The 13,477-nt window shown below is 38.4% G+C and carries 12 protein-coding genes; 10 read left to right on the top strand and 2 right to left on the bottom strand.

The genetic code is table 11. The annotated features are described in order from the left end of the window. The first annotated feature begins 2 nt into the window (after window positions 1-2). The 9 genes from DDU33_RS06705 (at window position 3) to DDU33_RS06665 (ending at window position 8,433) form a co-directional block, all read left to right on the top strand. Window positions 3-770, top strand: a complete 768-nt coding sequence (locus DDU33_RS06705; protein WP_420807414.1) for a TPM domain-containing protein — start codon at window positions 3-5, stop codon at window positions 768-770. Between the two features lie 249 nt (window positions 771-1,019). Then, window positions 1,020-3,659: a phosphoenolpyruvate carboxylase gene (ppc, locus tag DDU33_RS06700; protein WP_108923936.1), complete on the top strand. Its 2,640-nt coding sequence runs from the start codon at window positions 1,020-1,022 to the stop codon at window positions 3,657-3,659. Window positions 3,660-3,816: 157 nt separating this feature from the next. After that, a complete protein-coding gene (lptC, locus tag DDU33_RS06695; RefSeq protein ID WP_005820496.1) occupies window positions 3,817-4,437 on the top strand; it encodes an LPS export ABC transporter periplasmic protein LptC in 621 nt (206 codons plus the stop codon). Beyond that, on the top strand, window positions 4,434-4,940 hold the full coding sequence (lptA, locus tag DDU33_RS06690) for a lipopolysaccharide transport periplasmic protein LptA (RefSeq protein ID WP_005820494.1): 507 nt from the start codon (window positions 4,434-4,436) through the stop codon (window positions 4,938-4,940). The genes lptC and lptA overlap by 4 nt, the downstream gene beginning before the upstream one ends. 7 nt (window positions 4,941-4,947) lie before the next feature. Further along, window positions 4,948-5,673 (top strand): LPS export ABC transporter ATP-binding protein, encoded by a 726-nt coding sequence (lptB, locus tag DDU33_RS06685; RefSeq protein WP_005820492.1) that lies wholly within the window; start codon window positions 4,948-4,950, stop codon window positions 5,671-5,673. Window positions 5,674-5,693: 20 nt separating this feature from the next. Beyond that, a complete protein-coding gene (locus DDU33_RS06680) occupies window positions 5,694-6,197 on the top strand; it encodes a PTS sugar transporter subunit IIA (protein ID WP_005820490.1) in 504 nt (167 codons plus the stop codon). Between the two features lie 9 nt (window positions 6,198-6,206). After that, window positions 6,207-7,064, top strand: coding sequence for an RNase adapter RapZ (gene rapZ, locus DDU33_RS06675; protein WP_108923935.1), 858 nt, complete (start codon window positions 6,207-6,209; stop codon window positions 7,062-7,064). Window positions 7,065-7,178: 114 nt separating this feature from the next. Continuing rightward, window positions 7,179-7,766, top strand: coding sequence for a lipoprotein HlpB (locus DDU33_RS06670; protein ID WP_108923932.1), 588 nt, complete (start codon window positions 7,179-7,181; stop codon window positions 7,764-7,766). 64 nt (window positions 7,767-7,830) lie between these two features. Then, window positions 7,831-8,433: a lipoprotein Hlp gene (locus DDU33_RS06665; protein ID WP_108923930.1), complete on the top strand. Its 603-nt coding sequence runs from the start codon at window positions 7,831-7,833 to the stop codon at window positions 8,431-8,433. Between the two features lie 38 nt (window positions 8,434-8,471). On the opposite strand, the gene selD is transcribed toward DDU33_RS06665, so the two are convergent. Next, complete coding sequence (selD, locus tag DDU33_RS06660) at window positions 8,472-9,512, bottom strand: selenide, water dikinase SelD (RefSeq protein ID WP_108923928.1); 1,041 nt, start codon at window positions 9,510-9,512, stop codon at window positions 8,472-8,474. A gap of 174 nt (window positions 9,513-9,686) precedes the next feature. Between selD and DDU33_RS06655 the strand changes: the two genes are divergently transcribed. Further along, window positions 9,687-11,042: a sodium-dependent transporter gene (locus tag DDU33_RS06655; protein ID WP_108923926.1), complete on the top strand. Its 1,356-nt coding sequence runs from the start codon at window positions 9,687-9,689 to the stop codon at window positions 11,040-11,042. A 226-nt stretch (window positions 11,043-11,268) separates the two neighbouring features. On the opposite strand, the gene tkt is transcribed toward DDU33_RS06655, so the two are convergent. Beyond that, a complete protein-coding gene (tkt, locus tag DDU33_RS06650) occupies window positions 11,269-13,275 on the bottom strand; it encodes a transketolase (RefSeq protein WP_108923924.1) in 2,007 nt (668 codons plus the stop codon). Window positions 13,276-13,477 lie beyond the last annotated feature (202 nt).

Here is a 13,477-nt window from a genome sequence, read left to right as displayed (position 1 = left end):
TTATGAGTATCAATGCGCTTGCTGCAGATAAATACCCAGCTGCGCCAAATCCATTTTATTATGTGACCGATTACACTAAAACATTAACACAGCAAGAATGGCGAACGCTAGAAGATGCTTTAATTGCAAATCGAACAAAAACCAGTTCACAAATCATTGTTGCCATTATTCCTTCTACGGAAGGTGAAGCCATTGCCAGCTATGCAACCAACCTATTTAATAAATGGGGTATTGGACAAACCAAAAATAATGAAAATAATGGTGTTCTCTTATTGATTGCGAAAAATGATCGAAAACTGTTTATAGCAACGGGAAGAGGTATTGAAGGCGCGTTACCTGATGCTATTGCTTCAAGCATTATTCGCAATAACATTACACCTTATTTTAAACAGGATCGCTATGCCGAAGGGATTGCAAGCGGACTTTCTGCAATTATGGCAGCAATAAATGGAGAGTACGCAGCCTACGACAGCTACGGTGAAACTGAAACAGAAGCCTTTGAAGATATTGACGGGTTACTCTTCTTCCTTGTGATGGGGATTGTCATCTTCTTAATTTTCCGCCCTAGAGGTAGTGATCGCTATATCAGTCCAAGTGCAGCAGAACAACTAGGTCGAGTTATTATCAATTCTCGCCGAAATGGCGGTTTTGGTGGCGGATTCGGCGGAGGCTTTGGAGGCGGTTCCGGAGGATTTGGCGGCAGCCGAGGCAGTGGCGACAGTTTCGGTGGAGGCTCTTCCGGTGGCGGTGGCGCCGGTGGGAGTTGGTAACGTTCGATATATATAACACCCCTCGCCCCTCATGGGCGAGGGAAAGATTTTGCTTCGTTCATAAGCAAAATCAGGGCGAGGGGCAAAATTGCATCTCAAAGTAATCCCTCTCCCCATTTCCATATTTTTCACAATTCCTTGCGTTTTATCATTTTTTTCAAAAATTAAATAAATTCTGTATTGCTATTTTTACTCGAATTAGGTATATCTCTACATAGTTTAATTTTAATCTTTTTATAGGAAAATGCCATGAATCAGCAATACTCTGCCCTTCGTCAAAATATTCATATGCTTGGCGATTTTTTAGGAGAAACTATCAAAGAAACTCAAGGAAATGAGATTTTAGAACTGATTGAGAGTATCCGAATTCTCTCGAAAAAATCACGAGCGGGAGATATACAAGCTCGTGAGCAGCTATTAAATAAATTAGCTAACATTTCTACTGAAAATGTATTGCCGGTTGCACGTGCATTTAGCCAATTCTTAAACCTAACCAACATTGCAGAACAATATCAGACAATTTCCCGCCACGATTATGATGAAACATTGGGAAATCGCTCATTAGGCGCACTGTTTGCTCGCTTAAAAGCACAAAACACGCCGGTTGAAACTGTTATCCAAACCATTAACAAACTTCTGATTGAGTTAGTTTTAACTGCGCACCCAACAGAAGTAACTCGCCGTTCATTAGTGCATAAACATGTTGAAATCAATAAATGTTTAGAAAAATTAGAACATGATGATTTAACGCCACCAGAAACTTATCGTATTCAACGCCGTTTAATGCAGCTTATTGCATTGGCTTGGCACACAAATGAAATTCGTGTCGCTCGTCCGACACCGATTGATGAAGCAAAATGGGGAATGGCTATTATTGAAAACAGCCTCTGGAAAGCAGTTCCTGATTTTTGCCGTGAAATTAACTTCCAATTAGAAAAACATTTTGGGGTGCAATACAACGTAGAATTAGCCCCTGTTCGTCTCTCTTCTTGGATGGGCGGTGACCGAGATGGCAACCCGTTTGTAACGGCTGAAGTTACCCGTAAAGTGCTATGGATGAACCGTTGGAAAGCGGCGGAGCTTTTCCTTAAAGATATTAGCGATTTAGCTGAAGAACTTTCTATTACCCAATGTACGCCGGAATATCGTGCAAAATATGGCGATCATGTTGAACCTTATCGTACAGTGGTTAAAGGGTTAAGAAGCAAACTCCAAAAAACATTGGCTTATTTTGGCGAATTATTAGAAGGCAAACAAATTACCATTGAACCAAGCGAAATTATCAGCAACGATAATGAACTTTGGGAACCGCTTTTTGATAGTTATAAATCACTTCACGCTTGCGGCATGCGTATTATCGCTAACGGTGGCTTATTAGATTGTTTACGCCGTATTCGTTGCTTTGGATTAAGTTTATCTCGTTTAGATATTCGCCAAGAAAGTACCCGCCACGAAATGGCAATTGCGGAAATTACTCGTTATATTGGTTTAGGCGACTACTCTCACTGGACTGAAGATGATAAACAGGCGTTCTTAGTTCGTGAATTAAGCTCACGCCGTCCACTTATCCCGACAAACTGGACGCCAAGTGCTGAAACACAAGAGATTTTAGATACCTGTAAAGTGATTGCTGAACAACCTGAAGGTGTTATTTCTGCCTACGTCATCTCTATGGCTCGTGAAGCCTCCGATGTATTGGCGGTACATTTATTACTCAAAGAAGCAGGTTGCAAATATACTATTCCGGTTGCCCCACTCTTTGAAACGCTTGATGACTTAGATCATAGTGAAAAAGTGATGACCGATTTATTTAATATCGGTTGGTACCGTGGTGTCATTAACAACTATCAAATGGTCATGATCGGCTATTCAGACTCTGCGAAAGATGCCGGTATGCTTGCAGCCTCTTGGGCACAATACCGCTCACAAGAAGCATTAGTAAACTTAGCTGAAAAATATAATATTGAACTTGTGCTATTCCACGGTCGCGGTGGTACGGTTGGTCGTGGCGGCGCACCGGCTCACGCAGCGCTCCTTTCTCAGCCACCTCGCTCTCTCAAATCGGGCTTACGTGTAACGGAACAAGGGGAAATGATCCGCTTTAAATTAGGTTTACCGGCAGTGGCTGTGGATACCTTCAACTTATACGCAAGTGCGATTTTAGAAGCGAATTTATTACCACCACCGGAACCAAAACAAAGCTGGCGTGATGTAATGGGTAAAGGCGCAGAAATCTCTTGTGAGATTTATCGTGGTGTTGTTCGAGGGGAACCGGATTTCGTGCCTTACTTCCGAGCAGCAACGCCAGAGCAAGAATTAGCGAAATTACCACTTGGTTCACGCCCGGCTAAACGTAATCCGAATGGCGGTGTGGAAAGTTTACGTGCAATTCCTTGGATCTTCGCTTGGATGCAGAACCGCTTAATGTTACCGGCTTGGTTAGGTGCCGGTGCTGCGCTTCGCCAATTGATTGAACAAGGTAACGAGGCAACTTTAAAAGAGATGAGTAAAGAATGGCCATTCTTCTCAACTCGTATTGGTATGTTAGAAATGGTATTCTCTAAAGCTGATCTCAATTTAGCCGAATACTACGACCAACGCTTAGTTGCACTGGAACTTCATCGTTTAGGTAAAGCGCTACGTAAACAATTAAGTGAAGACATCAATACGATCCTCGCACTTTCACACGATGGGCAGTTAATGGGCGATTTACCTTGGATTGCTGACTCTATTGCGTTACGTAATGTTTATACCGATCCGCTTAACCTACTTCAAGTAGAATTACTAGCTCGCTTACGTGCGCAAGGTGAAAATCCGGATCCGCAACTAGAACAAGCACTTATGATTACCATTGCAGGTATTGCAGCAGGTATGCGTAATACTGGCTAATCGTAAAAAATAAGAAAAAGTAAACCGCTTGCACAGCAATATGCTCTACAAGCGGTTTTTTTCTACCAAAATTTTACACACCAAAATGAACTAACCTACTCAATCCCTATCAAAACTGTGATATGATTATGAATTGGTTTTATAGGTAACTTTTTATATGAACTTTCGTTTAAATTTTATCTTACTATTCATCGCTGCCGTGCTTGGAGGTTGGTATATCAGCCAACAAGAACCAGAAAATGCAGCATTGGGACAGCTGATTAAAAAGGATGGAACGCCCGATTATACAGGGAATAGAATGTCCACTTCCGTATTTGATATCCAAGGTAAGCCCCAATACTATGCTGAAGCAGATGAAATCAAGCATTATGAAAATAGTGAGAGAACAGAATTCTTTAACCCTTTTGTCAATTTATTTGATAAAGTGACCGCCTTAAAACAGTGGAAATTAAGTGCGGATCATGCAGAAATTACTAAAGAAAAAATACTCAATTTAGTCGGTAACGTTAAGCTTCAAGCTCTAGATCCGACATCACGTTTGCAAAAAATTGAAACCGATAAACTGATGGTAGATTTAAATACTCAAGATATCTCCACAGAAAGTGTTGTGAAATCGACAGGCTTAGGATTTACCACAACAGGTACTGGTCTTAAAGGCAACCTCAAGCAGCAAGTCGCAACCTTACTGAAAGATGTCAAAAGCTATATTGAACCTACGGTTATCAAAGAAACAAACGAACAAAATAAAACAGATTCAACCTCAAAGGATATCCAATGAAATTAATCATCAAATCTGCGATTTTAACGACTTTACTCGGCGTTAGTCTCTCTGCTCACGCATTAAAAAGTGATACGGACCAACCGATCAACATTGATTCAGGTAGTCAATCTCTTGATATGAATACAAATACCGTGATTTTCAGTGATGGTGTTGTGATTACACAAGGGTCTATTAAAGTCAATGCGAGCAAAGTTACCATTGTTCGCCAAGAAGGTAAAAAAGAAACGATTGATGCTACCGGTGCGCCCGTTACATTCCAACAAACCTTAGATGATGGAAAACCTGTAAACGGCAAAGGAAACAGCGTGCATTATGATCTCAATAGTGAATTTTTAACGCTTATTGGCAATGCTGAATTAAAACAATTAGATAGTTATATTAAAGCTGAACGCATTACTTATGATGTTAAAAAACAACAGCTTAAAGCAACCAGTGGTGGTAAATCACGCGTTAAAACAGTATTAATTCCAAATCAATTAAACGATAAAAAGAAAAAATAGGTAACGCATGGCAACTCTCTACGCAGAACATTTAGCAAAAAGCTACAAAAACCGTAAAGTAGTTAAAGATGTAAGCTTGCATGTAAAAACCGGAGAAATTGTTGGTTTACTCGGTCCAAATGGTGCGGGTAAAACAACAACATTCTACATGGTTGTCGGATTAGTTCGACATGATAACGGCACTATTCGTATTGATAATGAAGATATCAGTGTATTACCTATGCATGATCGTGCGAAACAAGGCATTGGCTATCTGCCACAAGAAGCTTCGATTTTCAGACGATTAAGTGTTTATGATAATCTAATGGCTGTACTTCAAGTACGAAAAGATCTAAATGATAAAGAACGTAAAGCGCGCGCAGACGAACTAATTGCAGAATTTCATATTGAGCATATTCGCGATAGTTTAGGACAATCACTTTCCGGCGGTGAGCGCCGTCGTGTTGAAATTGCTCGCGCTTTAGCGGCTAATCCACAATTTATTTTATTAGATGAACCATTTGCCGGCGTAGATCCTATTTCTGTTATTGATATCAAGAAAATTATCGTTAATCTAAAAGAGCGTGGTTTAGGTGTGTTAATTACTGATCATAACGTACGTGAAACGTTAGATGTTTGTGAACGAGCATATATTGTTGGTAGTGGCGAAATGATTGCAACAGGTACGCCTTCTGAAGTGCTAAATAATCCTAAAGTAAAAGAAGTATACTTAGGCGAACAGTTTAAACTCTAAATATACATTATGGTAATCTCATGGTATTAACACAATTTCTAAGTCCTGAAAATATCCATCATGATGTTGTAATTTCAAGTAAAAAACGTCTTCTTGAATTTATCGGGAAAATAGCTTCTGATGCTTTCCAAAAGCAGTATCATGATAATGTATGTCCAGTAGAATGCTTTAGTAATCTATTTAAAAGAGAAAAATTAGGGTGTACTTACATCAATAATGGCATTGCTCTTCCGCATGCTAAACTGGCTATTAGTCCGGAAATAGAAGCAAAACCCACTGCTATTTTTCTTAAATTAGAACAGCCAATTGATTATGAAGTAAACGATAATAAAGAAGTTGATTTAGTTTACGCATTACTTTTTCCTGAAGGAACTTGCGCACAATATAAAGAGATGTTTCAAGCCATCGTACATAAACTAAATGATAAAAATTTAGCTAAACAATTAAGAGCGGCTCAATCTGCTGATGAAATTTGGCAAATATTGGAATATACCGATAAACAAGAAAACGAAGAAATTGACTAAGGAACCAATATGGAACTTATCATTATTAGTGGGCGTTCGGGCTCAGGAAAATCTGTAGCTTTACGAGCACTAGAAGACGTGGGCTACTATTGCGTTGATAATATTCCCCTTCCTTTAATTCCACAGCTAGCTGAATATTTAGCATCATCAAAACATTCTGCTGTTGTGAGTTTAGATGTCCGAAATTTGCCTCAAGACTCTAAAGTCCTTGATGAACTTTTTGCTAAATTAGCTCACATCAACACGAAATTAATCTTTCTTGATTGTGATCGAAGCGCTCTTATTCGCCGATATAGTGATTCTCGTCGCTTACACCCTCTTTCAACTCAAGATCTTTCATTAGAAAGTGCGATTGATTTAGAAGATAAATTACTTGAGCCACTTATCCAACAATCAAATCATATTATTGATACCACTAATCTCTCTTCTCATGAGTTAGCGGAACAATTACGCTCATTATTGCAAGGTTCAAAGGAGAAAGAACTCAATATCGTGTTTGAATCTTTTGGCTTTAAATACGGATTGCCGGCAGATGCAGATTATGTTTTTGATGTACGTTTTCTCCCCAATCCTCATTGGAATCCTGAACTACGTCCTATGACAGGATTAGAGCAACCGGTAATTGATTTTCTTGAAAGACAAACAGAAGTTCATCAATTTATTTACCATACTCGAAACTATTTAGAAATGTGGCTCCCTCAGCTAGAACAAAATAACCGTAGTTATCTAACAATAGCTATTGGTTGTACAGGAGGCAAACATCGCTCCGTATTTGTTGCGGAACAATTAGCCAAATATTTTTCAGCTAAAGGGAAAAAAGTCCAAATACGCCACCGTAGTCTAGAAAAACATCAGAAAAAAACCTAAACTTTACGAAATATACAAGACTTTACGGAACAATTATTTTAAGTCAGGGTCTATAAGAGTACAATATATTAGCCCTCTTTCGAGGTTTATCATTCATTTTAAAGGAAAACTTAAATGACTAAATTTACTAAAATCAGCGCAACAGCATTATTTGCATTATTTTTAACCGCTTGTGATAAACCAGCAAATAAGCCAGCTGAAGCGGCTAAACCTGCTGAAACTACACCAGCGACACAACCAGCTACGGAAGCACAAAAAGCAGAAACAACTGCGCCTGTTACACAGCTAAGTGCGGAAGAGTTAGCTCAAGGTAAAGCAGATTTCAAAAAAATCTTAGATTGGAATAAAACACAAGAGCAAATTGCTAATGCGGCACAAAAAACGCTTCAAGAGAAATTAGCAAGCCAAGATCCAAAACAAATTGAGACTGCATTAACTGAGTTTACCAAAACTGTTGAAGACACCATTAAAAGCTTAGATGCAGTTGAAGTAAAAAATGCATTAGTGAAAACGTTTAAAGAAAAAACAAAAGAAGTTCTTGGATTATCAAATACTATCGTTGCTGATTCTGTAAAAGTAATGGCAAACCCAACAGCAGAAGCTCAAGAATCATTAAAAGCAAAAACTCAACAACTTCTTTCACAAGGTGGTGAGTTACAAAAATTACAAGCTGAATTACAACAAACATTCGGCGATAAATAATCTCATGATATAATGAGTAAATGGTTAGAGATATACTCTAACCATTTTTTATAGAGGATAACAAATGACTAAATTGACAAAAATCGGTGCCGTTGCATTACTAAGCATTTTTTTAACCGCTTGTGATAAAGCAGCGGACAAGCCTGCTCAAAACGTAAAAACAGAACAAAAAGCTGAGGCTGTTAAAGTTGATACCGGCGCTCAAGATTATAAAGCATTCCGTGAATGGCAACACGCTCAAGAGCGTTCAATCAATGATGCCATTAAAAATGAAATGGAAAAATTAGGTGATAAAGCTAAAGATCCAAAAGTTGCTCAAGAAGCTATGAGTAAAGCATTATTAGCTCAAATTGAAGTAATCAAACAAAGTGCAACTTCATTAAATATTACTGATGAGCAAGTAAAAGCATTAAAAGAGAAATCACTTGAAGCATTATCATTAGGTGCTCAAATGATGGTTGAAGCAGAAAAAGTAGCACAGAATCCAACACCAGAAGCGCATAAAGCTTTTGGAGATCTACAAGCAAAATTAGATAAAATTGCTCATGAAGGTAAAGCAATTGAAGCAGAGCTCGTGAAAAAATATGAGCCTGCACCACAACCTAAACCAGAGCAATTACCTGCTCAAAATCCTGAAATGAAACCAGAACCAAAACCTGCACAATAAAAATAAAAAATCGCTAGAAATCACTTCTAGCGATTTTTTTATTTTACTTCAATCAATGGACTATTATCATCTTTTGCTAATAGCTTTCCAACACGAAATAGTGGCACATTCATTTGACTTGCAATCTGCATAATTTTTTCAACCGCTTGCGGCTCTACTGCAACCAATAAGCCACCTGAAGTTTGAGGATCGCATAAAACCGCTTTTTGCTCATCGGTTAAAGGTGAAATCAGATGCCCATAGCTCTCATAATTTCGTTGAGTACCACCAGGTACCGCCCCTAAAGCAATATAATCCTTTGTACCTTCTAACGTTTGAATATCATCAGAATTTATCACAGCCCTAACATTTGAACCTTGACAAATCTCACTCAAATGCCCAAGTAATCCAAAACCTGTCACATCTGTCATTGCCGTAACTTCCTCTAATTGAGAAAATTCAGCACCGATCAAATTCATTTGACACATTGCATCCCGTGCCAAATTTTGATGTTCCGGCTTCAAAATACCTCGTTTTTCTGCCGTTGTTAGAACTCCTATTCCTAACGGCTTTGTTAAAAATAACTCACAACCTGCATGAGCAGAAGCATTCTTCTTAATTTTTTCCGTTGAAATAACGCCTGTTACAGCTAGCCCAAAAATAGGTTCTGGAGAATCAATAGAATGTCCACCGGCTAATGCAATACCTGCTGTTGCACAAGCGGCTCGACCACCTTCTACAATTTGTTGCGCCACTTCAGCCGGAAGTTTATTAACAGGGAAGCCAAGAATAGCAATAGCCATAATCGGTTTTCCTCCCATCGCAAAAATATCACTAATCGCATTTGTTGCGGCAATACGACCAAAATCAAACGGATCATCTACAATTGGCATGAAGAAATCCGTTGTACTAATAATGCCAATGCCATTACCAATATCATAAACCGCTGCATCATCAGCCGTTTCGTTACCAACTAATAAATTAGGATCAATAAATTTTTCTAATTGGCTTTGTAAAATGGTCCCTAACACCTTAGGAGAAATTTTACAGCCTCAACCAGCACCATGACTAAACTGTGTTAAACGTATCGGTTCAGACATTTTTCCTCCTACATCATTTATCAAATACGAATAATCTTTTTCTAACTAAGCTATTTTAACGTACAAAAACAAATTTTAAACTTAAAATTATAGTATTTACTATACACATCTTATCATAGCAATTTTATTCATACTCCGTTATACTTATATAATTTGATCTTTTGGAGAAATTAAATGTCTAATCAATCCGAACGCCAGTCGTGGTCCAGCCGTTTAGCTTATATAATGACTGTTGCAGGTGCAACTGTCGGTTTCGGTGCTACTTGGCGTTTCCCTTATTTGGTTGGGGAAAACGGCGGAGGTGCCTATGTTTTCCTTTTTTGTGTCGCGATGATTGTGATCGGTATCCCAATGATTTTAGTTGAAAATGTCATTGGTCGCCGTATGAAAGTGAATGCAATTGATGCCTTTGCCGGAAAAGCAAATGGTAAAAAAATTCCGACCGCTTGGAAAACACTTGGTTATATGGGATTACTTGGTGCTTTTGGTATTTTAGCCTATTACATGGTGCTGGGTGGCTGGGTGCTTAACTATATTGGAAGTTTGATTATTGGACAGTTAGATCTTTCTACGCCTGTTAATGTAGAAACAACGGCTAACTTCTTCAAAACACATATTCATGAATCTCCATGGACGATTATTGCCTATACCGCTTTATTTGTTTTAGTCAATTACTTCATTCTAGCCAAAGGTATTGTTGATGGTATTGAGCGCTCGGTAAAATACCTGATGCCTCTACTCTTTGTGTTCTTGCTCGTTATGGTTGTGCGTAATGTCACTCTTCCAGGAGCAGCAGAAGGTATTGCATTTTATTTAATGCCTGATTTTTCAAAAATTACCCCACAATTATTTGTTTTTGTTTTAGGACAAGTATTCTTTGCATTAAGCCTTGGATTTGGGGTATTGATTACTTTATCTAGCTATTTAGATAAAAATGAAAATTTAGTTAAAACGGCCACAATCACAGGTATTATGAATACTTTAATTGCGGTATTAGCTGGTTTTATGATTTTCCCTTCATTATTTAGCTTTGGTGTACCGCCAAACTCTGGTCCAACGCTTGTGTTCCAAAGTTTGCCTATCGTATTCTCAAATATGTGGGGCGGAACCATTTTTGCGATTATTTTCTTCTCTTTATTAGTGGTGGCAGCATTAACGACTTCACTCACAATTTATGAAGTAATCATTACTTCACTGCAAGAAAAAACCAAAATGGGACGTAAGAAAGCCATTGCTTTAACATTAGGTGCGATCTTTATTTTAGGAAATATCCCTTCTGTATTAGGCGATAATCATTGGAAAGACGTTACTATTATGGGTAAAAGTATTTTTGATGCCTTTGACTATATTAGTGGAAATATCCTATTTATTCTTACGGCATTAGGAAGCGCAATTTTTGTTGGCTTTGTCTTAAAAGATGAAGCAAAAGATGAGTTAGGTGCAGGCAAAACACTTACAACCATTTGGTTTAATTATGTGAAATTTGTTATCCCTGTGATTATTTTAGTGATTTTCTTTAATTCACTTTAATATTTAAGATATAGAAATAGCGGTTAAATATCGCTATTTTTTTCAACATTATATAGCAAATGTTTAGAACACGATAAAACAGGTGCCAGCATGGCGCCCCTACATATACTTTTATAGAACTAATATATTATATTATTGAACAAGAACTATAAAAAGAAAGTATCTGATAAAAAACACCGAGCCTAAAAGCTCGGTGTTATCCTTTAAATCATTTGTCACTATTTAATTATAAAATCTCTTTCGCTTTTGCTACCACATTTTCAACGGTAAAGCCAAAGAGTTTAAATAACTCACCTGCCGGTGCTGATTCACCAAAGGTATTCATACCTACAATGCGACCTTCAAAACCAACATATTTGTACCAAAAGTCGGAAAGCTGTGCTTCAATAGCAACACGTTTTGTTACATTGCTTGGCAATACAGCTTCACGATATGCAGCATCTTGTTTATCAAATACGTTCGTACTTGGCATAGAAACAACACGTACTTTTGTGCCTTCAGCTGCAAGCACGTCTGCCGCTTTCATTGCTAATTCAACTTCTGAACCTGTCGCAATGAGAATTAAATCCGGGCAATCACCTTTTTCGCAACAATCACGTAAAATATAACCGCCTTTAGCAATATTTGCTAATTTTTCTGCATTACGCTCTTGTTGCGCTAAGTTTTGGCGGGTAAAGATTAACGCACTCGGGCCATCTTTACGTTCAACTGCTGCTTTCCACGCCACCGCAGATTCAACTTGGTCACACGGTCTCCAAGTTTCTAAATTTGGAATATAGCGTAATGAAGCTGTTTGTTCTACCGGTTGATGTGTTGGACCATCTTCGCCTAAGCCGATTGAGTCGTGAGTATAAACAAATAATGAACGTTGTTTCATTAATGCAGCCATACGTACCGCATTATGCGCATATTCATAGAACATTAAGAATGTTGCACCGTAAGGGATGAAACCACCATGCAATGCGATACCGTTCATAATAGCAGACATACCGAATTCACGCACACCGTAGTTGATGTAGTTACCATCAACATTATGATCAGCACGGATTGGTTTAGAGCCAGACCATAATGTCAAGTTAGAACTTGCTAAGTCTGCTGAACCACCTAAGAATTCCGGTAAGATATGTGCATAAGCTTCGATTGCATTTTGTGACGCTTTACGGCTTGCAATAGCGGCCGGATTTGCTTGTAATTTTTCAATAAACGCTTGGCTCTCTGTCGCCCAATTTGCCGGTAAGTCGCCAGCCATACGGCGTTTAAATTCTGCAGCTAATTCAGGGTAAGCGGCTTCATATGCTGCAAATTTTGCATTCCATTCTTTTTCAACCACTGCACCTTTTGCTTTAGCATCCCATTCTGCATAGACTTCAGAAGGAATAACAAATGGAGCGTGTTCCCATTTTAAGAATTCACGTGCAGCGGCAATTTCTGCATCACCTAATGGTGCACCGTGGCAATCGTGAGAGTTGCATTTATTTGGTGAGCCGTAGCCGATAATGGTTTTACAAATAATTAATGTTGGACGCTCTTTTTCTGCTTGTGCATTTTCAATCGCAAATTTAACTTGCTCTGCATCATGTCCATCTACATTACGAATAACTTGCCAGCCATAAGCTTCAAAGCGTTGTGCGGTGTCATCACTAAACCAACCATCAACGTGACCATCAATTGAAATATTATTGTCATCGTAGAATGCGATTAATTTGCCTAAACCTAATGTTCCCGCTAATGAACAAGCCTCATGTGAGACGCCTTCCATTAAACAGCCGTCACCTAAAAATGCGTAGGTATAGTGATCGACAATTTCATGTCCTTCACGGTTAAATTGTGCTGCTAATGTTTTTTCTGCAATTGCCATACCAACTGCATTGGTAATGCCTTGACCTAAAGGACCTGTCGTTGTTTCCACGCCTGGCGCATAACCATATTCTGGGTGCCCTGGCGTTTTTGAATGTAACTGACGGAATTGTTTTAAATCTTCAATCGATAAATCATAGCCCGTTAAATGCAATAAGCTATAAATAAGCATAGAACCATGACCATTTGATAATACAAAACGGTCGCGATCTGCCCATTTAGGATTGGTTGGATTGTGTTTTAGAAAATCACGCCATAATACTTCTGCAATATCCGCCATTCCCATTGGCGCACCAGGGTGACCTGAATTTGCTTTTTGAACAGCATCCATACTTAATACGCGAATTGCGTTTGCCAAAACTTTACGTTCTGCCATAGTGTTCTCCCGTCAATTGACTTTTCTTAGATTGTTTTTGATTGTTCGTGATTGTAATCAAGTTTGAAGTAAAACTCAAAAACTTCCTTTCATTTTGTGATCTTATTCACATAAATTAGCTATTGATCTCTGAAATCATTTAGCCTAAAATACGCACTCTTTTAGGCGTTAAACAGATGTTTAACATTTTTATTAATTACAT

Origin of the sequence: Actinobacillus porcitonsillarum (assembly GCF_003101015.1) — a bacterium.
In the GTDB taxonomy this organism is placed as follows: Bacteria; Pseudomonadota; Gammaproteobacteria; order Enterobacterales; family Pasteurellaceae; genus Haemophilus_A; species Haemophilus_A porcitonsillarum.
Note: the sequence above shows the minus strand (reverse complement) of the source record. Positions and strands in the feature narration are given on the sequence as shown.

Coding starts and splice junctions, on each gene's coding strand:
- lptA (WP_005820494.1), top strand. CDS start 4,434: ATGAAATTAATCATCAAATCTGCGATTTTAACGACTTTACTCGGCGTT.
- tkt (WP_108923924.1), bottom strand. CDS start 13,275: ATGGCAGAACGTAAAGTTTTGGCAAACGCAATTCGCGTATTAAGTATG.
- DDU33_RS06670 (WP_108923932.1), top strand. CDS start 7,179: ATGACTAAATTTACTAAAATCAGCGCAACAGCATTATTTGCATTATTT.
- rapZ (WP_108923935.1), top strand. CDS start 6,207: ATGGAACTTATCATTATTAGTGGGCGTTCGGGCTCAGGAAAATCTGTA.
- DDU33_RS06680 (WP_005820490.1), top strand. CDS start 5,694: ATGGTATTAACACAATTTCTAAGTCCTGAAAATATCCATCATGATGTT.
- DDU33_RS06705 (WP_420807414.1), top strand. CDS start 3: ATGAGTATCAATGCGCTTGCTGCAGATAAATACCCAGCTGCGCCAAAT.
- ppc (WP_108923936.1), top strand. CDS start 1,020: ATGAATCAGCAATACTCTGCCCTTCGTCAAAATATTCATATGCTTGGC.
- DDU33_RS06655 (WP_108923926.1), top strand. CDS start 9,687: ATGTCTAATCAATCCGAACGCCAGTCGTGGTCCAGCCGTTTAGCTTAT.
- lptC (WP_005820496.1), top strand. CDS start 3,817: ATGAACTTTCGTTTAAATTTTATCTTACTATTCATCGCTGCCGTGCTT.
- lptB (WP_005820492.1), top strand. CDS start 4,948: ATGGCAACTCTCTACGCAGAACATTTAGCAAAAAGCTACAAAAACCGT.
- DDU33_RS06665 (WP_108923930.1), top strand. CDS start 7,831: ATGACTAAATTGACAAAAATCGGTGCCGTTGCATTACTAAGCATTTTT.